The sequence below is a fragment of the Stappia sp. ICDLI1TA098 genome, from assembly GCF_054880955.1.
The window spans coordinates 176919-199189 of sequence record NZ_JBTZBT010000005.1; the positions used below are offsets into that span (position 1 = coordinate 176919).

Annotated in this window: 19 protein-coding genes; 13 read left to right on the forward strand and 6 right to left on the reverse strand. The window is 64.9% G+C overall.

Annotated elements, in window-relative coordinates; all coding sequences use genetic code 11:
* The first annotated feature begins 2 nt into the window (after positions 1-2).
* Together ACSLUQ_RS20140 and ACSLUQ_RS20145 are read left to right on the forward strand one after the other, a co-directional pair.
* The gene (locus tag ACSLUQ_RS20140) at positions 3-1397 is read left to right on the forward strand and encodes an FAD-dependent oxidoreductase (protein ID WP_461809548.1); all 1395 of its coding nucleotides are present in this window, start codon (positions 3-5) and stop codon (positions 1395-1397) included.
* Between the two features lie 93 nt (positions 1398-1490).
* Positions 1491-3362: a glucosamine inositolphosphorylceramide transferase family protein gene (locus tag ACSLUQ_RS20145; RefSeq protein WP_461809549.1), complete on the forward strand. Its 1872-nt coding sequence runs from the start codon at positions 1491-1493 to the stop codon at positions 3360-3362.
* Here the strand turns inward: ACSLUQ_RS20145 and ACSLUQ_RS20150 are convergent.
* Entirely contained in the window at positions 3250-4278 is a 1029-nt protein-coding gene (locus ACSLUQ_RS20150) for a hypothetical protein (RefSeq protein ID WP_461809550.1), read from the reverse strand. The two genes, ACSLUQ_RS20145 and ACSLUQ_RS20150, sit on opposite strands and share 113 nt — an antisense overlap.
* Before the next feature lie 99 nt (positions 4279-4377).
* Positions 4378-4953 (reverse strand): DUF2585 domain-containing protein, encoded by a 576-nt coding sequence (locus ACSLUQ_RS20155; RefSeq protein ID WP_461809551.1) that lies wholly within the window; start codon positions 4951-4953, stop codon positions 4378-4380.
* A 192-nt stretch (positions 4954-5145) separates the two neighbouring features.
* Here ACSLUQ_RS20155 and ACSLUQ_RS20160 point away from each other — a divergent pair, with 192 nt between their 5' ends.
* From ACSLUQ_RS20160 to ACSLUQ_RS20180, 5 genes are all read left to right on the forward strand, one after another.
* Positions 5146-6780, forward strand: coding sequence for a peptide chain release factor 3 (locus ACSLUQ_RS20160; protein WP_461809552.1), 1635 nt, complete (start codon positions 5146-5148; stop codon positions 6778-6780).
* 175 nt (positions 6781-6955) lie between these two features.
* Entirely contained in the window at positions 6956-7465 is a 510-nt protein-coding gene (locus ACSLUQ_RS20165) for an NUDIX hydrolase (RefSeq protein WP_461809553.1), read from the forward strand.
* Positions 7466-7529: 64 nt separating this feature from the next.
* Positions 7530-9017, forward strand: a complete 1488-nt coding sequence (locus tag ACSLUQ_RS20170; protein ID WP_461809554.1) for an inorganic phosphate transporter — start codon at positions 7530-7532, stop codon at positions 9015-9017.
* Between the two features lie 93 nt (positions 9018-9110).
* Positions 9111-10442 (forward strand): DUF2157 domain-containing protein, encoded by a 1332-nt coding sequence (locus ACSLUQ_RS20175; RefSeq protein ID WP_461809576.1) that lies wholly within the window; start codon positions 9111-9113, stop codon positions 10440-10442.
* Positions 10439-11008, forward strand: coding sequence for a GDYXXLXY domain-containing protein (locus ACSLUQ_RS20180; protein ID WP_461809555.1), 570 nt, complete (start codon positions 10439-10441; stop codon positions 11006-11008). Before ACSLUQ_RS20175 ends, ACSLUQ_RS20180 begins: the two co-directional genes overlap by 4 nt.
* Before the next feature lie 32 nt (positions 11009-11040).
* On the opposite strand, the gene ACSLUQ_RS20185 is transcribed toward ACSLUQ_RS20180, so the two are convergent.
* Complete coding sequence (locus tag ACSLUQ_RS20185; protein WP_417773788.1) at positions 11041-12861, reverse strand: ABC-F family ATP-binding cassette domain-containing protein; 1821 nt, start codon at positions 12859-12861, stop codon at positions 11041-11043.
* Between the two features lie 149 nt (positions 12862-13010).
* Complete coding sequence (locus ACSLUQ_RS20190; RefSeq protein WP_417773787.1) at positions 13011-13739, reverse strand: FadR/GntR family transcriptional regulator; 729 nt, start codon at positions 13737-13739, stop codon at positions 13011-13013.
* Positions 13740-14003: 264 nt separating this feature from the next.
* Here ACSLUQ_RS20190 and ACSLUQ_RS20195 point away from each other — a divergent pair, with 264 nt between their 5' ends.
* Positions 14004-14723, forward strand: coding sequence for a L,D-transpeptidase (locus ACSLUQ_RS20195; protein WP_461809556.1), 720 nt, complete (start codon positions 14004-14006; stop codon positions 14721-14723).
* Positions 14724-14824: 101 nt separating this feature from the next.
* On the opposite strand, the gene ACSLUQ_RS20200 is transcribed toward ACSLUQ_RS20195, so the two are convergent.
* Positions 14825-15526, reverse strand: coding sequence for a GntR family transcriptional regulator (locus ACSLUQ_RS20200; protein WP_417773785.1), 702 nt, complete (start codon positions 15524-15526; stop codon positions 14825-14827).
* Positions 15527-15710: 184 nt separating this feature from the next.
* Here ACSLUQ_RS20200 and dctP point away from each other — a divergent pair, with 184 nt between their 5' ends.
* From dctP to ACSLUQ_RS20225, 5 genes are all read left to right on the forward strand, one after another.
* The gene (dctP, locus tag ACSLUQ_RS20205) at positions 15711-16715 is read left to right on the forward strand and encodes a TRAP transporter substrate-binding protein DctP (protein ID WP_417773784.1); all 1005 of its coding nucleotides are present in this window, start codon (positions 15711-15713) and stop codon (positions 16713-16715) included.
* Positions 16716-16869: 154 nt separating this feature from the next.
* On the forward strand, positions 16870-17358 hold the full coding sequence (locus ACSLUQ_RS20210; protein ID WP_461809557.1) for a TRAP transporter small permease subunit: 489 nt from the start codon (positions 16870-16872) through the stop codon (positions 17356-17358).
* Entirely contained in the window at positions 17355-18671 is a 1317-nt protein-coding gene (locus tag ACSLUQ_RS20215) for a TRAP transporter large permease (RefSeq protein ID WP_417773782.1), read from the forward strand. Before ACSLUQ_RS20210 ends, ACSLUQ_RS20215 begins: the two co-directional genes overlap by 4 nt.
* Entirely contained in the window at positions 18668-20059 is a 1392-nt protein-coding gene (locus ACSLUQ_RS20220) for a malonyl-CoA decarboxylase (protein ID WP_461809558.1), read from the forward strand. The genes ACSLUQ_RS20215 and ACSLUQ_RS20220 overlap by 4 nt, the downstream gene beginning before the upstream one ends.
* Positions 20056-21579 (forward strand): malonate--CoA ligase, encoded by a 1524-nt coding sequence (locus tag ACSLUQ_RS20225; protein WP_417773780.1) that lies wholly within the window; start codon positions 20056-20058, stop codon positions 21577-21579. The genes ACSLUQ_RS20220 and ACSLUQ_RS20225 overlap by 4 nt, the downstream gene beginning before the upstream one ends.
* 87 nt (positions 21580-21666) lie before the next feature.
* Here ACSLUQ_RS20225 and ACSLUQ_RS20230 read toward each other — a convergent pair whose 3' ends face one another.
* Positions 21667-22269, reverse strand: coding sequence for a rhodanese-like domain-containing protein (locus ACSLUQ_RS20230; RefSeq protein WP_417773779.1), 603 nt, complete (start codon positions 22267-22269; stop codon positions 21667-21669).
* Positions 22270-22271 lie beyond the last annotated feature (2 nt).

Genomic DNA, 22271 nt, shown 5'->3' on the forward strand with positions numbered 1-22271 from the left:
GCATGTCACAGGTGTCCCGGGTCGAGGGGAAGGAGTTTGAGTTCGAGGTTCCGGTGGTCATTGTTGGCGCCGGTGCGGCGGGTCTTGTTGCGGCCCTTGCCGCACACGAGGCCGGGGCCGACGTGCTGGTCCTGGAGCGAGATCCGCTGCCGCGTGGCTCCACGGCGCTGTCTGCAGGGCTGATACCCGCCCCGGGCACCCGCTTCCAGAAGGCGGCCGGCATCCAGGACAGTCCAGAGCTTTTCGCGCGCGATATCATGGCCAAAGCCCATGGCGAGCCCGATGCGGGTCTGGTCTCACTTGTGGCCGAGACCGTTGGGCCGGCGATCGAATGGCTCGCCGACCGGCACGGGCTGAATTTTTCGGTAATCGAGGATTTCACCTATCCTGGCCACTCGGCGCGACGGATGCACGGGCTGCCTTCGCGGTCCGGTGAGGAACTGATCGACGCGCTGCGACAGGCGGTAGAGAACGCTGGCATCGAGGTGCTGTGCGATGCCCATGTGACCGATCTCTATGCCGATGGAAGCGGCCGCGTGCGCGGTCTGGCCTTCGCCCGTCCCGACGGAACGCTGGATGAGGTCGGTTGCGCTCGCCTCGTCCTGGCCTGCAACGGCTATGGCGGCAACAAGGCACTGGTCGCTGAACACATTTCCTCGCTGTCCGGCGCGCTCTACTTCGGCCACGAGGGAAACCAGGGCGACGCACTGGTCTGGGGCGAGGCGCTGGGCGCTTCGACCCGGCATCTCAATGGCCATCAGGGTCATGGCTCGGTGGCGCATCCCGCCGGTATCCTGATCTCCTGGGCGACCGTCACCGAGGGGGGCTTTCAGGTGAATAGCGCGGGTGAGCGGTTTTCCAACGAGGCGAAAGGCTATTCCGAGCAGGCGGCGGAAGTGCTGCGCCAGCCCGCTGGCCTTGCCTTCACCGTCTTCGATGCGCGCATTGCCGGCATCGTTCGTCAGTTCGAGGACTACCGGCGGGCCGAGGCCATGGGCATCGTCTTGTCGGGTGCGAGCCCGGAAGAGCTGGCCGAGCGGATGAACGTTCCGGCGGCAGCCCTGAAGGAGAGCTTCGCCGACGTCGCGCGGGCCAAGACGGAGGGCGTGGTCGACCGATTTGGCCGGAGTTTCGAGGGCGTCGCGCAGCTCCAGGCGCCCTTCCATGCGGTACGGGTGACGGGGGCGTTGTTCCACACACAGGGCGGTCTCGTGGTCGACGAGACAGCGCGCGTCATCGGACAGGGAGGCGAGGCGCTGCCCAACCTCTATGCCGTCGGCGGGGCCGCTTGCGGGGTCTCGGGAAATGACGCTTCAGGCTATCTGTCCGGCAACGGTCTGCTCACGGCCGTTGCCCTCGGTCTTGTCGCCGGTCGGGCCGCGGGAACGCAGGGCTAGCAGGACTGGCGTCGCCTTGCCCCTTTTCCTTGCCTTGGCCTTGTCCGGCGTGGTCAAAGGCCTCAAGTGAAATTGGGCCGGGTAGCGCGGAACATGACAAGCACAGGCAGGACCGGTGCCGGGACGAATTGCACGATAGCGACCGGCTCGGACGCGCGTTTCGCCCGCACGCTCTTTCAGCTTCTGGCGAACCTGAAGCGGTACCGTGTGTGCGAGAGCGCCCGCGTCCTCGTTTACGATCTTGGCCTCTCGAATGAAGACCGCGCCTTGATCGCGGCCCGCTTCCCCTTCGCCGAGGTCATTCGTTTCCCGTTTGCCGACCACCCGCCGCATGTGGCGGTTGCGGCGGGCACCTATGCCTGGAAGCCTCTGGCCATTGCCGACGCGGCGGAGCGTTTTGGCGGGCACCTCTTCTGGTTCGACAGCGCGACGCTCCTTCGTGCGGATCTATCCGAGCCACTGTCGGTTCTGGCCCAAAATGGCAGCTACACGCTGAAGGGGCAGGCGAACCTGAGCGAGCGCTGCCTGCCGGAGGTTCTGACCTATCTGCGGGTGGAGCCGGAGTTCTTCGACCGGCAGATCCGGATCGGCGGGCTGCTGGGGTTCGATCTGGAGCGGGCAGCGGTGCGACGGCTTGTCGAGGACTGGGCCCGGCTTGCAGGTGATCCGCTTGCCTTCCGCCCGGCGACGCCCCGCCACAACGCCGACCAGACGGTGCTGACCATCCTGCTCTTGAGGGCAGAGGCCGCGGGCGATCTGGTTCTCAATGGCGACGACGTCGACATTTCCTCGCCCCAACCGATACGCTGGGCGAGCACGCGCAACAAGATCACCCCGGACCGTCCATCCTGGACCGACCCGCTGCAACGCCTCTGGCATCGGCTCTACAAGGCGGGAGATCGGGCCAACCTGCGCTGGCAGGACTTTTATCGCCGGCGTTTGCTCGGCCTGCATCGCCTTCCCAAGGAGCATTTTCAGGTTTTCGTCATGCGCTCCGGCAACATCCGGCCAACGGCTGTTTCCGCACCTGCATTCAGCTATTACGCGGACCCGTTCCTGCGCCGGATCGATGGGCGGCTATGGCTTTTCGTCGAGGAATTCGAGTATCTCGAGCAACGCGGACGTCTGGTTGCCATGGAACTGGACGAGGCGTTGAAGCCGGGTCCGCCGGTGCCGGTGCTGCCGATCCGCGAACATGCGTCCTATCCCTTCCTGTTCGAGGTCGGCGGCGTGCTCCACATGTTGCCGGAGACCTGCGCCATGGGCGCGCTCGATCTTTACCGGTGCGAGCGGTTTCCCGACAGATGGCGCCGCGTGCGTCGGATGAAGGGGAGCACGAATGCGGTGGATGCGGTGATCTTCGAGGAGGGCGGCGGCTGGCGCCTTGTCCTGTGCGAGAGGCCGGAAGGAGCAGACGGCGCACGTACGCTTGCAGTCTACCATATGGACGATCCGGTGACGGGCGGTCTTGTCGCCGATCCGGTCAATGCAAAGGGGATCTTCGCCGACGGCTCGCACGGGCTCGGCCGGGGCGCCGGAGATGTCTTCGCCGACGCGGAGGGACCCATGCGGGTCATGCAGAACAACCGGAGCTACTACGGCCAGGCGGTGGAGGTGCGGCGCATCGGCCTCGACGCCGACGGGGCCTATCTGGAAACTCCGGTCGGCGATGAACACCCGCTTGCTGAATTCGCGCGACTGACTTCACCGCATCACGTCTCGATGGCGGGCGATTGTGTCGCCTTCGATCTTCGCACCCGGCTGGGATTCGTCTCGGGCATTCCCTGGCTTGGGCGCAAGCTGAGTGGGCTGGACCCCGCGGCGAAGCGTTTCCTGTCCGGCGAACGCGCGATTACGGACGCGCTTGCCCGGCTTCTGCCGGAGCTTGTTGCCCAGGTGCGCCCGCTCGACGGGAAGCCGCAGCATGACCTCCGACTGTCCAGCGGTCTGCGAGATGGCGGATGACGATGGTGTTGTTGCGGCGTTCCGGCGTTCCCTCTCCCCTGTTGACGAGGCCGAGACTCGACGCGCGGTAGTGTTCCCGCCGGCTCCACTGCTGGAAGCCGGCGCGCTTCGCCGGAACCACGAACTTGCGGGCGCGGCAGAAGCCCGAAATCCATACGTCATCAACGAAGAACGCCTCGCGCGGGGCACCCTCATGCGCGAGCATCGCCTGAAGTTCCGGGAAGAAGCGCGGACGCACCAGATAGCCTGAGAACCCTTGGAGGATGTCAATCTCGAAGGGTTTGCGCAGGCGGCGAGCGCGCACCGGAGCTGGCGGTTGCAGGTAGAGATTGCTGCGGATCGTCGTTGGCCGGTCGATAAAGTCCTCCGGCACCACCCAGCCCGACAGGCCGAAGGCGCTGTCAGGATCCGCGTCGGCCGCCGCCGCGAGCGTTTCGAGGAAGCGTGGCGGATAGATGCGGTCGTCGTCGACCACGACGACGGGGGCGTCGGCTTCAACGCAGGGGAGGGTCGGAAAGAGCTTTGTCGCCGGGCCGGAGTCATCGCAGCGCACGATCTTGACCGTTTCGAGTTTCTCGAGCCATGAGGGGATCTCGTAGGCGCAATCCTCGCGGCGGGAATGATGAGGCACGTTGAGGCGGATTTCGGCCGGTGCCAGCGATTGGTCGAGCAAGCTCTTCAGCGTCATGTCGAGAAGGCCGATGCGGCTCGGGATCGTTGTCAGCGTCACGACGAGCGGGCTCTTCGCGCGCGCCGCCACCTTGCGGTCGAGATCGCCAAGGTCCGCGCGCGCGAGGCGCGCGGCGCGGATCATGTCGGCAACCAGCGTCTCCCCCTCGAAGAAATCATGAGCGGCGATGGCAGTCGCGGCCCCACCGCAGATCGCGGCAAGGGATAGAGGGACGATCAGGGACATCGAGACAGATCCGCCTGTTGAAGAGGGGCGGACAGTCGCCGGGGCGCTCCGACGTGTCAAGACACGCGGCGAGGCGCGGGGCTGAGCGTCCGGTGCTGCTCAGATACCTGCGGCCGACTGCCAGTCCCGGATCGCGTCGAGCGGCCAGACGAGCATGATGACATTGAGGGTGAGATTGTCGCGAATGACCGCGGCGACGACAATTTCCATGGCGAGCGCCAGCACGACGGTCAGCCACACAGGCAGGCGCAGCGCCAGCCAGAACCCGACCAGCATCCAGATGACGTCGAACACGGAGTTGAGAACACTGTCGCCGGTGTAGCCGACCGCAATGGTCGCCTCGCGGTAGCGGTCGATGATCCAGGGGCTGTTCTCGAGGATTTCCCAAGCGGCTTCGATGACGATGGAGCCGACCGCCCGCCATCCCATGGAAAGGCGCGGCGTTGCCAGATGGAAGAGGCCGTAGAACAGCATGCCGTGGATGATGTGGGAGAAGGTGTACCAGTCCGAGATGTGCTGGGAGTTGTCCGAGGAAGTGACATCTCCCGTCCACAACTTGACCTCCCCGCAGGTGCAAATCGGCACGCGGCCCATGGCAAGCAGGATTGCGGCGGTGAGCGCGAGCAGGGCGACCGCTGTCGCGAGGGGGGCAAGCGTCTTTCCGGTCGGCTTCATCTGGCTTTTGTCTCCGGCGGCGGGCAGGGGCGGCAAGCCATAGCGTGGCCGGCGCGCTGCGGCAATCCGCATCCGCTCTGGCGTTTTGGCCCCGCTTCCACTAGATCTCTGCGCGAAGCAGCGCCCTGCCGGCTCGGCGGGCTGCGCCACGAATTCCAGAACGCCAGGCCCAGATGCGGCCAAGGAGACGGCATGAGCCTGACCGATACGCAAAGCCCGGCCGCCACCGGCGGCGCGGACACGCCCTATCTTTCCCGGCGAACCTTCGCCATCATCTCGCATCCGGATGCGGGCAAGACCACGCTGACGGAAAAGTTGCTGTTTTCGGGCGGCGCCATCCGTGCAGCCGGGCAGGTGCGCGCGCGAGGCGAACGCCGCCGCGCGCGTTCGGACTGGATGAAGATCGAGCAGGAGCGCGGCATCTCGGTGTCATCCTCCGTGATGACCTTCGAGCGCGACGGCATCACCTTCAACCTGCTCGACACGCCAGGTCACGAGGACTTCTCCGAGGACACCTATCGCACGCTGACGGCCGTCGACGCGGCGATCATGGTCATCGACGCCGCCAAGGGCATCGAGACGCAGACACGCAAGCTCTTCGAGGTTTGTCGGCTGCGCGACATCCCGATCATCACCTTCGTCAACAAGATCGACCGCGAGGGCCGCCATCCGCTGGAGGCGCTCGACGAGATCCAGGAAGCGCTTGCCCTCGACGTGTCGCCGATGACCTGGCCGGTGGGCATGGGCTCTGACTTCTTCGGCGTCTACGACTGGCGCAACAAGCGCTTCCTCACCTCCAGCGAGGGGCGCGGTCAGCGCTTTGACACCGTCCGCGAGGTCACAGGTCTCGACGATCCGATCCTCACCGATACGGTTTTCGAGAACGTGATGGCGGAACTGGAGGAGAACGTCGAACTCGGCGCGGAAGCCTATCCGGCCTTTGACCGCGAGGCCTTTCTCGAGGGTCATATGACGCCTGTCTTCTTCGGGTCGGCGCTGCGCGACTACGGTGTCGAGGAGATCATCGAGTTCATCGCCGGCTTTGGCCCGGCGCCGCATGCGCAGCCGGCGACCCTGCGGGTCATTCGGCCGGACGAGCCCAAGGTGACCGGCTTCGTGTTCAAGGTGCAGGCCAACATGGACCCCAAGCACCGCGATCGCATCGCTTTCGTGCGCTTGTGTTCGGGCACCTTCAAGCGCGGCATGAAGCTGAAGCATGTGCGCGCGGGCAAGACCATCGCGGTTTCCGCCCCGATCTTCTTCTTCGCCGAGGAGCGCGAACTCGCCGAGACGGCCTATCCCGGCGATGTCATTGGTGTACCCAACCACGGTCAGTTGCGCGTCGGCGATACGCTCAGCGAGGGCGAGGAGATCCACGTCACCGGACTGCCGGCCTTCGCGCCCGAGGTCCTGCGGCGCGTGCGCCTCAGCGACACGATGCGCGTCAAGCAGATGCGTCAGGGCCTGATGGATCTCGCGGAAGAGGGGCTTGTGCAGATCTTCAAGCCGCAGATCGGCTCGAACTGGATCGTCGGTGTCGTCGGCGTCCTGCAGCTTGACGTGGTGGTTGACCGTCTTTCTACTGAATACAGCACCGATATCGGTTTTGACCCTGTTCCCTACAGCACGGCGCGTTGGGTCGAGTGCGACGACGAACTTGTTCTGAAGAAGTTTCTCGAGACGAATCGCGGTAGCCTTGCACAGGATCGCGATGATCGACCCGTATTCCTCTTCAAGAATGCTTGGGAAGTTTCCTACATCGGTGAGAAAAATCCTGATATTCGCTTCCGTGAAACCCGCGAAATCGTTCATTTCCCTGAGAGTTGACGGTTTTCGGAACGTGGGTCACGCGCAGGATTCGCGGAGTGAGGCGTAATATGTGCGCCTTTCACTTGCGGATTCACCTAGATTGAACTATCTAGAAGATCGATTGCACAGCTTAGCTGGCGCAATTGATTCCGCCAACTCCCGTTTCGACTTAATGAGCAGGAGGGCTCATGTCGTGGCCCTTACCGACGCCTCCTTTCCGAAGCTGACCCTCCGGCTCGACCGCGTGCTGGAGACGCTACGGCTGTGGCTGGGTGGAAAGCCGTGCGCCGTGCAGGTCGCGGCATTGCCCTGGCGTCGGCGTTTGGATGGTGGTGTTGAGATTCTGCTGGCAACCAGTCGGGATACAGGGCGTTGGGTTCTGCCCAAGGGCTGGCCGCACAAGAAGCTGTCGCTTGCTGGCTCCGCCGCACAGGAGGCCTGGGAAGAGACGGGGTTCACCGGCGTCATTGGCGAGCGTGCGCTCGGCAGTTTCTTCTATCTCAAGGGCCTCGACAACGGCCTGGACCGTCGCGTGCGGGTGCAGGTGTTCGCGTTGCGTGTGAGCGGGCAGGCCGATGACTGGCCGGAGAAGGGACAGCGCGAGATGCGCTGGTTCCGCCCGGAAGAGGCTGCGGGCTTTGTCCAGGAGCCTGAGCTTTCCGCGTTGCTGCGTAACAAGGCTGTCTTCGAACGGCTGGTATGATGCAACGGTTTGCCTGCAAGCGGAGCGGGCCGTTCTCCCGACTTGCCTGCAGCCGGAATTCGCAATGACCCTTCACAAACCCCGCCGAACCACCCTCGACAAGGATCTCGACAAGTTCACCTATGTCGAGGAGGCCACCGCATTCCTGTCGCGCTCACGTATCGCGCTGGGAGTGGGGGCTCTGTTTCTTGTCGCCACGACGGCGGCCGGGGCGGTCTTCTTTTCCGGTCATCCGCATGTCCTGATGCTGACGCTGGCGCTGGCTATCGGTGGCTACATGGCGCTGAACATCGGCGCCAATGACGTCTCCAACAACATGGGGCCGGCAGTTGGCGCGCGCGCCATGACGATGGGGGGCGCATTGCTCCTGGCCGCGGTCTGCGAGGCCGCCGGCGCGCTTCTGGTCGGCAGCAATGTGGTTGCGACGATTTCCTCCCGCTTGCTCGATGTCTCCGCATTCTCCTCGCCTCCCGCCTTCGCGCTGGCGATGATGAGCGCGCTCGTCGCCGCCGCCGTCTGGATCAACGTTGCGACGCTGATCGGCGCGCCGGTCTCCACCACCCACGCGGTGGTCGGCGGCGTCGTCGGGGCAGGCATCGGCGCGGCGGGCACTGTCGCGGTGGAAACCGGCACGCTGGTTGCCATCGCCTTTTCCTGGCTGGTGACGCCGGTGATCGGCGGCATCTGCGCCGCCTTGCTGCTTGCGGCCATCAAGGCTGGAATTTCGGAGCGTGAAGACAAGATCGGTGCCGCGCGGTGCTGGTTGCCGGTGCTTTTCGGCGTGATGTCGGGAACATTCGTGCTCTATCTCCTGACTGTCGCTCCGCCCGCGAACCTGGACCTGTCCTCGTCTGCCTCCGCCGGTCTTGCCGCATTGGCGGCGCTATGCGGCGGCGGGCTATCGGTTCCGCTGGTTCGGGCAAGCGCACGGGGGTTGGAGAACCGCAACCAGTCCCTGCGTCAGCTCTTCCGCGTGCCGCTGATCGCGGCGGCGGCGATCCTGTCTTTCGCGCATGGCGCCAACGACGTCGCCAATGCGGTCGGTCCGGTTGCCGCGATCTTCACGGCTCTTCAGTTCGCGCCTTCGGCGTTGCCGGGCGGCTCCGGCCTTCCAGTGCTTGCCATTGCTGCCGTCGGCATATCGTTTGGCATCATGCTTTTCGGCCCCCGGCTGGTGCGCATGGTCGGCGAGCGCATCACCCGGCTCAATCCGATTCGAGGTTTCTGCGTGGTGCTTGCCACCGCATCGGTCGTGCTTGTGGCAAGCGCGCTTGGCCTGCCGGTCTCCTCGACTCATATCGCCGTCGGCGCTGTGTTCGGTGTTGGCTTCTTCCGCGAATGGTCGACCAACCGCGCCAGAGTGCGCAGTGTGATCGGGATGGAGCCGGAGGCGAACGTCGGTTTTCGGCGTCGTTGGCGGCGGGAAGCTGCTGATATGCGGCGGCGCCGTCTGGTGCGTCGCGCCCATGTTCTGACCATCGTCACCGCTTGGATGGTGACCGTTCCGGCAAGCGCTCTTCTGGCCGCCGTCATCCATTATCTGCTTGCGTGAACCCGACACCAGCCGCAATTTTGACGCGTTCCCGACAGATGGAATGGCCATGGACAGCAGGAGGGGCTCGTTATTTCGACATATAGCAAACGCCTGAGCACCGACCTCGCACGCTGGGTCGACGAAGGATGGGTGGATGCGGAGGCGGCCAGCAAGATCCGCGCTGATCTTGCCACGCGACAGACGGGCGGTTCTCGCCTGCCGTCGCTTCTGGGGGCCGTGGGCACGATTTGCCTGGCGCTCGCGCTTGCCGCCTTCGTTGCCTCGAACTGGCCGGCAATCCCACGTCCGGTGAAGCTGGTCGGCATTGCCGCGTTGCTCCTGGGTGCGCATTGGCTGGCGGCCTTCGCCGCCTCGCGCGGCCGGCGGATCCTGGCCGATCTTCTCACGGTTTTTGCGACACTCGTCTTCGTCTGCGGCATGGCGCTCGTCGGGCAGATGTATCATCTGCCCTCCGACTGGTCGGGCGGGGCGCTGCTTGTGGCGTTCGGCGCGCTTGCAGCGGCGTGGGCCTGCGCCTCGCGCGGCAGCCTTGTCGTCGCCTCGATCGCGGCGACCTGCTGGCTGATCTGGATCGACGAGCATCCGCATCTGACGCTTCAGGCCGGCGGCATCGCGCTGGCGCTGCTTGGCGCCACCGGTCTTCATGTCGTCCGCCATCCCTCCTTTGCCGGCCGCTGGGCAGTGCTGTTTCAGGGGCTGGCGGTCTACGGCTGGCTCGTGCTTGCCACCGCAACGGACAGCAGCTGGTCCCAGGATACGGAATTCGTCGTGCTCGGCCTTCTGGCTCCGGTTGCGCTTGGTGCGCTGCTGACGCTTGCCGGGCGCGTCGGAGTGCAAGGTTTTCTGCCGCGTCGGCGTGAAGGAATGATCGGCGAGGTGTCCGCCTTCGCCGCCTCCGCGTCCTCCTTCGGCGTTTTGATTCTGGCCGGTGTCGTCTGCCTGACGCTGCTTCTCGCGCTCATCGACGAGTTCAACATGAGCGGCTTGATACTTCCCGCCATACCGTGGCCGGTCTGGGCGGCATTCGCGATAGCGGCCGCTGCCGCCGGTGCGTTGCTGTCGCACCGGGCAATCGAGAACCAGGCGTTCGCCGTCGTCGGAGCCGTCGCGCTCGCCGTGGCGGTGCCGTGGGTCTTTCTCTATATGCCTGATTTTCTGGTGTTGAACGGGGCAGCGACGTTTGCCGCCGCCATCGGGCTGACGGTTGTCGGCACGCTCATTTCCTCGCGCGCTTGGAGCGCCTTTGGCAATCTGGCCATCACCGTCTGCCTGTTGCTACTGCTCTACGAGACCGTGGGGTCGCTGCTCGACCAGTCGGTGTTCTTTCTCGTCGCGGGCACAGTTCTTGTCATCGCGGCATTCGTGATATCGCGACGCCTGCGCAAGCCCCGAGCCGTGGAAACGGGGGAGGAAAGCCAATGATCGCGAAAGATCGAAAGGAGCGCCGCCTCTCGCCGTGGATCCTCTGGAGCATTGCGGCGCTCGTGCAGCTCGCATTGATCGCTCTTCCGCTCGGAGAACGCCTTTTTGTTCACGCCATGGGAGCGGAGGTGACGCTCGCGTTGCGTCCGGTCGACCCGCGTGACCTGCTGCGCGGCGATTATGTGATCATCAATCTCGAAATCGAGCGGGTTGAACTGCCCGCCGACCGCCAGTCCCGCGGGACGCCTCAGGTGGGGGATACGGTCTGGACCTTGGTCGAGCCGGACGGGCAGGGCGTTTTTCGCGCCGTCGACGCCCTGTCCGAAGAGGCCCCTGCCGGCCGCATCGCTCTTCGTGGTGTCGTGCGCCGTGTTGCGGACGTCAGGACACTGATCGTCGACTACGGGATCGACGCGTTCTTCGTTCCGGAGGGCGCGGGGCTTGAGATCGAGCGAGCGGAACGCGACAGCGTGCGTCTGGTCGTGGCCGTCACGGCCGATGGGTCGTCTGCCCCGCTGCATCTCGTTTCGAACGGCGAGGTGCTGCTGAGCGACGGCGCCTTCTAACCGACGACAGCAGCACAATGGCGGGTGGGCCTTTAGCCCGCCTCGCCTGCGGCCAGCATTTCCAGCTCGAGCCAGGCGTCCTCGGCCTCCGTCAGCCGTGTCTCGGCTGCAGCGAGAGAAGCCATCAGCCTCTCGAACCGCTTCGGGTCCTTGGCGAACATGTCCGGGTCCTCAAGTTCGGCCTGGATCTTCGCGATCTCCTTGCCGAGCTTCTCGATTTCGCCGGGCAGCGACTTGAGCTGATGCTGCTGGGTAAAGCTCAACGCGGACTTCTTTTTCTGCGGCACCTGCTTGGCCTCGCCGCCGTCCTTGCGCTTGTCCTCGGAGCCGCCACCGTTCGCGCGCTGCTTTCGCGCGGTCACGCCGGCGCCCCGCTGTGCCAGCATGTCGGTATATCCGCCTGCGTATTCCCGCCACAGGCCGTCGCCTTCGGCAAAGATCACCGAAGAGGCGACCCGGTCGAGGAAGTCTCGATCATGCGAGACCAGAAGCACGGTGCCTGGATAGTCGGACAGCATTTCCTGCAGGAGATCGAGCGTCTCAAGATCGAGGTCGTTGGTCGGCTCGTCGAGCACGAGAAGATTCGAGGCTCGGGCAAGGGCGCGCGCCAGCATCAGCCGACCGCGCTCTCCGCCCGACAGCGCCGAAACGGGTGTGCGCGCCTGCTCGGGAGAGAACAGAAAGTCCTTCATGTAGGAGACGACGTGACGCGGGCCGTCGGGCAGCATCACCGTGTCGCCGCCCGATCCGGTCAGGACCTCGGACACCGTGTCGTCGTCCTTCAGGGAGGCGCGCCCCTGATCCATGGTCACCATCGTAAGGCCCGTGCCGATGACCACCGATCCGGTGTCGGGTGCGAGCTCGCCGGTCAGCATTTTCAGCAGCGTCGTCTTGCCTGCACCATTGGCGCCGACAAGCCCGACCCTGTCGCCGCGCAGGATGCGTGCTGAGAAATCGCGAACCACCGGTCCGCCGCCGAAATCCTTCGAGATGCCGGTCGCCTCGATGACGCGCTTCCCGGACACCTCCGTCTCGCCGATGTTCAGCTTGACCGTTCCCTGGGGGCCGCGATGGTCCCGCTTCTGGGCACGCAGGTCGGCAAGTTCGCGCACACGGCGCATGTTGCGCTTGCGCCGAGCGGTGACGCCGTAGGTCATCCAGTGCTCTTCGCGCTTGATCTTCTGCGCGAGCTTTTGCTGGTCCCTTTCCTCCTGCTCGAACACCTCGTCCCGCCAGGCCTCGAAATGAGCGAACCCCTTGTCGAGACGACGCGCGACGCCGCGATCTATCCACACGGTGGCGCGAGTCAGGTCGGAGAGAAAGCGCCGATCATGGCTGATGAGCACAAGGGCGGACTTCATCGAGGAAAGCTCTCCCTCGAGCCATTCGATGGCCGGCAGGTCGAGGTGGTTGGTCGGCTCGTCGAGAAGCAGGATGTCCGGCTCCGGGGCGAGCGTGCGCGCAAGCGCAGCGCGGCGCTTCTCGCCGCCGGAGAGAGACACCGGGTTTTCCTGGCCAGTGAGGCCCAGAACCTCCAGCAGATATTGCGCCCGGTAGGGATCGTCGCCAGGGGCGAGACCCTCGGTGACGTAGTCGAGCACATTTGCGTGACCGGCGAGGTCCGGTTCCTGCGGCAGGTAGCGGATGGTGCGTCCCGGTTGCACGAAACGGTCGCCCGCGTCGGCCTCGATCAGGCCGGCGGCGATCTTGAGCAAGGTTGACTTGCCGCAGCCGTTGCGCCCGACAAGCCCGATGCGGTCACCTTCGCCGACCTGCAATTCGGCCGAGGTGAGAAGCGGCGTGCCGCCGAAGGTAAGGGCGATATCGCGGATGTGGAGCAGCGGAGGAGCCATGGAGTCCGTTTCGTGGTCGTGAAAGGCGAAAGGCCGCCGCCCCATCTTCGCGACGGGACGCGGCCACCGCGCGCATTGGTAAGAGAGGACGGGCCGGCAGACAAGCCGTGCGTCGCAGGCGCAAGGGTTTCCCGCGCCGGTTTATGGCGTCAGGCGAGGGCGCGGGCCTTCGTCAGGATGGCCCGGGTCATGCCCATCAGTTGAGCCATGGCCGAGCGGGCGGCATCCGCGTCGCGCGCTTCGATCGCCTCGAGCACCCGTGCGTGCTCCTCAAGCGGCAGCCGCGCGGTGATCGTCGGGTCCGAGGTGATCTCGATCAGCGCCCGCAGCGCGTTCTCGATGCAGGCGCCAAGGCCGGAAATGAGCGCGTTGTCGCTTGCTGCAAGAATCAGGCGATGAAAGCGCACGTCGGCGTCGAGGGTGACCGGCGTGCGCGCACCGTCGGCACTGCCCATCGCCTCGAGCGCCTCGCGCATTTCCGCGATCTGCCGGGCGCTCGCGTGGTGCGCGGCGAGCGCGGCTGCTTCCGGCTCGACAAGATCCCGAACGGCAACGAGTTCGCCGAGGAACGTGTGCTGAGCCACCACCTTCCGCCGCCAGGTGAGCATGTCGCCGTCGAGAAAGTTCCAGTCCACCTGCGGGCGAACGCTGGTGCCGTGCTTCGGACGGGAAGCAATCAGGCCCTTGCCGACGAGCGTCTGCATCGCCTCGCGCAGGCAGGTGCGGCTGACGCCAAATTCCGCGAGAAGCTCTGCTTCGGTCGGCAGCGTCCTGGCGGACGGATAGGTCCCATCGAGGATGCGGATCGCGATGGTTTCCGCGACCGCGGACTTGAGCGTTGCACGTCGCGCGGTGCTGCCGGCAGGGCGAAAGGTCATGGTGTCGGGTGCCGTAAAGGGATCAGGGATGCAGCCTTTGGCCATCGCCCGCCACAAATCAAGCCCAACCGGCCAGCCGGCTCATGGATGCACGCAAGACGCGGGGTTTTCCGCCGCCGATGCGGTATCTCGGCAACAGCGGTGGGAGATCGCGCGTTGGATGCGCACTCGGCGCGGTCAGGCGTTTCGTCGCACTCGCACTTGTCGAAAGGATCGGCTAGAAGGGCAATTGGGCGAGGCGTTTTTTCTCTTGGAGCGATGTGCATGGGTTCCAATTCCGAGGATGGGTCCGGCAGTGCGGTGCTGACGCGCCGCAGTCTGATCATCGGCTTGCCGATGCTGCTGGCAGCCTGCCAGTCGACAGGCGGCGCGACGACGGCGCTCACCGGCTCGTCCAGTAAACCTCCCCTTCCGGGCGAGGATTTCGACTACGCGGCCGCTTATGCCGCGCGCACGGATTATGATTTCAAGATCCCGGCGATCCCCTACAAGAAGTTCGACCGCAAGTACTGGCGCCAGGTCGTTGACTACAAGGGTGGTCAGCCGGCTGGAACCGTTGTGGTCGATCCCTATTCCAAGTTCCTGTACCTGACGCTTCCCGGCGGCAAGGCGTTGCGCTACGGCATCGGTGTCGGCAAGGCGGGTTTCGCATGGTCAGGCGACGCCAAGATCCGCGTCAAGCGCGTGTGGCCGCTCTGGCGCCCTCCGCGGGAGATGATTGCCCGCAATCCTGGCCTTGAGAAATACTGGAAGGATGGCTACCCACGCGGTCCGCAGAACCCGCTCGGCGCGCGCGCCCTCGATCTTTGGCAGGGGAGCAAGGATACGCTCTACCGGATCCACGGTACCAAGGATCCGTCGAGCATCGGCCGCAGCGTGTCATCCGGCTGCATCCGCATGTGGAACCAGGATGTGATGGACCTGTTCGAGCGCGTGCCGACGCACACCCGGGTCGTTGTCCTGAGCAAGGCCGGGTCCTCCTGATACGTTGGACCTGCTTTGCATGACGCCAAAGGCGCGGTCACCGGGAGTGGCCGCGCCTTTTTGCATTTCCGGCGGTTCGTTTGGCCGGGGATTTTGCGGGCTCAAGACCCGTCCGTACCATTGATACCGGTCTTGCCGGCTGCGGCGAGAGAGGCCACGAAGTCGTTGAAGCGCTCGCCCTGGATAAGGATGTGGGCACGCATGGCCGCTTCCGCGCCGGCGGCGTCTCCGGCAAGAAGGGCGTCGACGATGGTCTGGTGCTCGGAAAAGGAATTGTGCACACGGTTGCGCACCCGCAGCTGAAGGCGACGATAGGGCTTCAGCCTGTTTTGCAATGCGCGGGCCTGTTCGGCCAGAAAGCCGTTGCCGCTCAAGCGGTAGATGGTGTGATGAAAGCGTTCGTTGGCGCCGAAATAGGCGTTGGGCTCGCCCGAGGCGGCGGCCGTCTCGCATGCCTCATGCACGGCGACGAGTTCCGCGCTTTCGGCTGGCGACATGCGCCGTGCAGCCAGTCGGCCGCACATGCCCTCGAGTTCCGCCATTACCTCGAACATCTCGATCAGTCCGGGAATGCCGATCTCGCGGACGAAGGCGCCGCGTCGGGGCCGGATCTCGATCAGACCGGAGGCGGAAAGCTCAATCAGTGCTTCGCGGATAGGTGTGCGCGAGACCGAGAAGCGGGTCGCGAGCGAGACTTCATCGAGACGGGTGCCAGGCGGGTAAACACCAACGGCAATGTCGTCCTCCAGCGCTTCGCGCAGTGCCTTTGCCGTTCTCGTGGCGGCTTTCGAAGGGGCGGTCATGGCATCCATGGGGCAAAGATATGCAACTCGATCTCTCTTGTATACAAAATCCGTTGACTTGGATACCTGCCGCATGGTTGCCTTGAGGAACGACCGGGGGAGAAGCGCGAAACACAAGCGCCGTTGCCGGACGAACGTTTCAACCCGGCGGTGGGAGATCGTCGGGTGTCGAAGGGAGGACGACATGCTGAAGACATTCACCAGGACTGCGCTTGCGCTGACGACTGCGCTCGCGCTTGCAATTCCCGCCGCCCAGGCGGCCGACGTGAAGCTCAAGGCCTCGCACCAGTGGCCGGGCGGCAAGGGCGACGTGCGCGACGAGATGGTCCAGATTCTTGCCCGCGAGGTCGCCAAGGCCGATGTCGGTGTCGAGATCGTGGTCTATCCGGGGCAGTCGCTGTTCAAGGCGCGCGAACAATGGGGGGCCATGACCAAGGGGCAGCTCGACATTTCGGCTTTCCCGCTCGACTACGCCTCAGGCCGCCATCCGCAATTCTCGGCGACGCTGATGCCGGGCCTCGTGCGCAACCACGACCGCGCCGCCCGTCTCAACAGCTCTCCGTTCATGGGTGACATCAAAAAGATTGTGAACGATGCCGGCGTGGTTGTCATTGCCGATGCCTGGCTTGCCGGCGGCTTCGCCTCCAAGAAGCAGTGCATCACCTCGCCTGAGAGCATGAAGGGGCAGGTGACGCGCGCTGCGGGTCCGGCTTTCGAGCAGATGCTGGTCGGTGCCGGTGGCTCGATTGCCTCGATGCCGTCCTCGGAGATCTATACCGGCCTTCAGACCGGTGTTCTTGACGCCGCCAACACCTCGTCCGGATCCTTCGTGTCCTATCGGCTCTACGAGCAGACAACCTGCCTGACGGCACCGGGCGCCAATGCCCTGTGGTTCATGTATGAGCCGATCCTGATGTCCAAGCGCAGCTGGGACAAGCTGAGCAAGGAACAGCAGGACGCGCTGATGGCGGCCGGGAAAGTGGCGGAGACCTATTTCGCTGCCGAGGCCAAGGGGCTCGACGACAAGATGATCAAGGCGTTCAAGGACGCCGGCGTCGAGGTCGTGGAAATGAGCCCGGAGAACTATGACGCCTGGCTCGCGATCGCCAAGGAGACTTCCTACAAGAACTTCTCCGAGAACGTGCCCGGTGGCGAGGAGCTCATCGCGAAGGCGCTGGCCGTTGATTGATCGAACGCGAGCCCCCGACGGCAACCCTGCCGTCGGGGGCCGCATTCTTCCTGCATCGGCGCTCCGTCCGGAGCGCGTCCCGTCGCCGACCGGCGGCTTCCCTGCGGCGCGCCTTGAATCCGCTGGCGCGCGAACGAGCTGGAAGCAGATTTCGATGACAGCAGCGTATGTTTCTCTCATATCGGCGATCTCGCGCCTGCTTGGCCTTGTCGCGATGTGCCTCACCGGGTCGGCTGCCCTGGTCGTGACCCACATGGTGATTGTTCGTTACTTCCTGAATGGGTCGACGGTCTGGCAGACCGAATATGTGATCTACTCGCTGGTCGCGGCGACCTTCCTCGGCTCGCCCTATGTGCTTCTGCAAAAGGGGCACGTGAATGTCGACCTGCTCCAGCTTCAGGCTTCTCCGGGTCTCCGGCGGCTGATGCAGACGGTGTCAGGTCTTGTGGGCGTCGCCTTCTGCGCGCTTCTGGCCTGGTCGGGCTGGCTCTACTTGCACGAGGCGTGGGTCTATGACTGGACCACGGATTCAGTCGCGCGCATTCCGCTGTGGATCCCGCTCTTCCCGTTGCCGCTGGGTATCGGCGTGCTGGTGCTTCAGTACCTCGCCGAGATCATCAAGATCTACGGAGGTGTCGAATGACCCCGATGCTCTGGGGCGCGCTGGTCCTCGCCGCGCTGCTTGTCTTTCTCGCCATGGGCGTCCCCATCGCTTTCGCGCTCGGCTTCGTTTCCATCGCCGTGCTCATCCTCGCCGACGGCTGGGGCAGCCTCAGCATACTCGGCGAAACCTTCTTCGGCGGGCTTGCCTCCTTCAGCCTCGTCTCGATCCCGATGTTCATCCTGATGGGCGCCGCGGTCGCCTCGTCGCCGGCAGGCAAGGACCTCTACGAGGCGCTCGATCGCTGGCTCAATCGGATTCCGGGTGGCTTGGTGCTCTCCAACCTGGGGGCATGCTCGATCTTTGCAGCGCTTTCCGGGTCGTCGCCGGCCACCTGCGCCGCCATCGGCAAGATGGGCATCCCGGAGATGACCAAGCGCGGCTATCCCAACGAGATCGCTGCCGGGTCCATCGCCGCCGGCGGCACGCTCGGCATCCTGATTCCGCCCTCCCTGACGATGATCGTCTACGGTATCGCCACGGAGACATCCATCGGCCGGCTGTTCCTGGCCGGGCTGCTGCCGGGCTTCATGCTGACCGTGCTGTTCATGGTCTGGACGATCTACGACTGTCACCGTCGCGGCGTCGGCCTCGATATGCTCGGCCGGCGCTTCTCCTTCCGAGAGCGCTTCGAGGTGCTGCCGCGAGTGCTGCCATTCCTGGCCATCATCGTGGCGATCCTCTACGTGCTCTACGGCGGGCTCGCGACGCCATCGGAGGCGGCCGGCGTCGGGGCGTTGCTGTGTCTCGTCTTCGTCGCGGTGATCTACCGTCTGTTCCGTCCCTCGCTCTATGCCGGTCTCTTCCGCGACACGCTGAAGGAAAGCGTGATGATCATGATGATTATCGGCGCTTCCGAACTCTTCTCCTTCGCGCTGTCGTCGCTGTTCATCACTCAGACCATCGCCGGATGGATCGCAGCCCTCGACGTCAACCGCTGGGTGCTGATGGCGATCATCAACGCCTTCCTGCTCTTTGCGGGGTTCTTCCTTCCGCCGGTGGCGGTGATCCTGATGACGGCGCCGATCCTGCTGCCGATCATCATTCAGGCTGGGTTCGACCCCTATTGGTTCGCGGTTATCCTGACGATCAACATGGAAATCGGCTTGATCACGCCGCCGGTGGGGCTAAACCTGTATGTGATCAACGGGATCGCTCCGAATATCACCCTCGGGGAAGTCCTGCGCGGCTCGATGCCCTATGTGGGCTGCATGGTGGTCGGGATCCTTCTTCTCTGCCTCGTGCCCGAGATCGCGCTCTGGCTCCCGAATCTTCTGATGGGACCCGGCCAATGAGCAGTGGCAGTTTCTTCAATGACCTCCTGTCCTCGATCGCGGAGCAGGGGCGCCAGCTTCTCGATCTCAGGCGTGAGCGCACGCCAAGTGGCCACGGGCTCGGCGACCTGTGCGAGGCGCTCATCTCCGGGCGTGGCGAGGCCTCCGGCGTCGCGCTGGCCCGCGATGTGCTGACGAGCTACGCGACGCTCGTCCCCGAGGAGCGCAAGATATTCTTCGGCGAGCTTCACGCGCGGTTCGGCGTCGACGAGCAGCGTGTCGCCGAAGCCGCGCGCGCGGTGCTCGAGACCCCGGGCGATGATGCGCTTCTGCGCCAGCTTCATGCAGCTTCCGAGCCGCGCCGGCAGGAACTGATCCGGCGTCTCAACCTCTCACCCGGCGGCACCACGGCGCTGGTGCGGATGCGCAAGGACCTGCTCGCGATGATGCGCGAGATGCCGGAGCTGCGCGATGTCGACAAGGATTTCGAGCATCTGTTCTCGTCCTGGTTCAACCGTGGCTTTCTCGTCATGCAGCGGATCGACTGGTCGACACCGGCCGCGATTCTTGAGCGGATTATCCGCTACGAGGCGGTGCACGAGATCCACGGCTGGGATGACCTGCGCCGGCGCATCGCGCTCGCCGACCGCCGGCTCTACGCATTCTTCCATCCCGCGCTCGTCGACGATCCTCTGATCTTTGTCGAGGTGGCGCTGCTGCGCGCGATTCCAGAGGCGATCCCGCCGATCCTTGCCGAGACGCGGCCTGAGTTGCCGGCGCATGAAGCGACAACAGCGGTCTTCTACTCGATCTCCAACTGCCAGGAGGGGCTGCGCGGCATTTCCTTCGGCAATTTCCTGATCAAGCAGGTGGTTGAGGAACTGCGCCGCGACCTGCCTAACCTGAAGACCTTCATCACCTTGTCGCCGATGCCGGGCTTCAGGACGTGGCTATCCTCTGCGGTCACGGACGGGGAAGGGGTGGCAGTGAAGGCGTTGCCGGCCTCCTTCCGCGAGGCTCTGTCGGCGCCCGACGCGGACGCGGCCATCGCCGGCCTGCTCGCCGACGAGACGCAGGCCGAGGAACTGCGTGAGCCGCTGCGTGCGCTGGCCGCCCACTATCTCGTGCGCGAAAAGGGACGGGGCAATCGACCGCTCGATCCCGTCGCCAGGTTCCACCTCGGCAATGGCGCGCGTCTCGAGCGCGTCAACTGGGATGCCGATCCCTCCGCCAACGGCCGCCGCCAGTCCTTCGGCGTGATGGTCAACTATCTTTACGATCTCGGTGAGATCGAAAGGAACCACGAAGCCTTCGCGGCGACTGGTCACGTTGCCGCCTCCAGCGGCGTGTCCCGCCTCCTGAAGGCCGTGCCAGAACCAAGAAAACAGACACCGGACCCGGTTGCATGACACAGCAGAACCACCTTTTTTCTCAGATCCGCTCCGCCATCCGTGATGGCGACGCGCTGTTCCTGGAGACCCCGGACGGCACGCGTCTCACCTATGACGGGCTGATCGCGCGCTCCTCCGCCTTCGCCAATGCGCTGGTTGCCATGGGCGTCAAGCCTGGCGACCGGGTCGCGGTGCAGGTGGAAAAGACGCCCGAGGCCCTGATGCTCTATCTCGGCACGGTGCGTGCCGGTGGCGTCTTCCTGCCGCTCAACACCGCCTACACGCCGGCGGAAGTGGCGTATTTCGTCGGCGACGCCAAGCCGGCGCTGGTTGTCTGCGATCCGGCGCGCGCCGATGCCATCGGCCCCATTGCCGAACAGAGCGAAGCGCGTCTCGAAACGCTTGGTGCCGATGGCAAGGGCTCGCTGCGAGATGCCGCCGACGCGGCCTCCGAGACCTTCGAGGATGTCGCGCGCGGAGCGAACGACCTGGCCGCGATTCTCTACACTTCCGGCACGACGGGGCGCTCCAAGGGCGCAATGCTGTCTCACGAGAACCTTGCCTCCAACGCGCGGGTTCTGGTGAAGGAGTGGGAGTTCACATCCGACGACGTGCTCCTGCACGCGCTTCCGATCTTCCACACGCATGGTCTTTTCGTCGCCACCAATGTGACGCTGCTTGCCGGCGGCTCGCTGCTGTTTCTTGCGAAATTCGATCTTGCCGAGATCCTGCGGCTGATGCCGCGCGCAACGGCGCTGATGGGGGTGCCAACCTTCTATGCCCGCCTGCTCGGCAGCGACGCGTTCACCCGCGAGCTGGCTGCGCACATGCGTCTGTTCGTCTCCGGCTCGGCACCGCTTTCGGCAGAGGTTCACAAGGCTTTCAGCGCACGCACGGGACACGCCATTCTCGAGCGCTACGGCATGACCGAAACCAATATGAACACCTCGAACCCCTACCGGGGCGACCGGCGACCGGGAACCGTCGGGTTCCCGCTGCCGGGCGTCGAGCTGCGCATCGCCGATCCGGAGACGGGCAAGGTGCTGGCGCAGGGCGAGGTCGGGGGCATCGAGGTGAAGGGCCCCAATGTCTTCCAGGGCTACTGGCAGATGCCGGAGAAGACCGCATCCGAGTTCCGGGTCGACGGCTTCTTCATCACCGGCGACATGGGCCGCGTCGATGAGCGCGGTTATGTCTCCATCGTCGGGCGGTCGAAGGACCTGATCATCACCGGTGGTTTCAATGTCTATCCGGCCGAGGTCGAAGCGGTGATCGACGAGATCGAGGGCGTGGCGGAAAGCGCGGTGATCGGTGTGCCCCATGCCGACTTCGGCGAAGCGGTCGTTGCCGTCGTCGCGCCCCACAAGGGCGCGAATCTCGATCCGGACCTGATCGTTGCACCGCTGGCCGACAGGCTCGCCAAATTCAAGCAGCCCAAGAAGGTCTATGTGGTCGACGAACTGCCGCGCAACACGATGGGCAAGATCCAGAAGAACGTGCTGCGGGATCGCTTCAAGGAGACGTTCTCCGCCGCCTGAGCGGTGCAGAGACAAAGGCGGACCTGAGAAAAGGGGCGGGGGCTTTGGGCACCTCGCCCTTTTTCGCATTGGCGAAACAAAATCGCCCTAGAACATGTTCTCGACGGTGGTCAGGCCGAGGACAATCCAGTCCTGCATGCCGCCGCGATAATAGTGGATCTTCTCGGGCGGAAAGCCCTCGCGAACCATCGCCTTGATGGCGGTGGGGCTCTGCGGGCAGGCGGGGCCGTTGCAGAAGGCGAAGACCTCCAGCGCCCCGGAACAGTCCCACTTGCCCTGTTCACCCGAGCAGCCGAGCTCATCGAGGCGCATCGCGACCTCGGTGTAGGGAATGTGGATCGAACCCGGAATGGTGGCCTTCACGCGCCATTCCGTCGTGCGCATGTCGACGACCCGGGCGTTTTCGTCGCCCAGCGCTGCGAGAACCTCCAGCTCGCCGGCGGGATGCACGCCTGGCACCGGAATGAGCGGCTGCAGCACACCGCCGATGAGCTGCATGTCGTTGCGCGTGCGGGTGATGTCGACCGGCCCGTCCTCGGTCTCGATCGTCACCGACGTGACGTCCGGCGTGATCTGCAGTGCATCCTCGGCGGAGGCCGGGGCAAATCCGGCCCCGAGCCAGAGCCCCAGCCCAAGGGCAAACAGGCAAGCGTTGTGCCGCGTGGGTGCGGGCATGCGGGTCGTCTTCATGA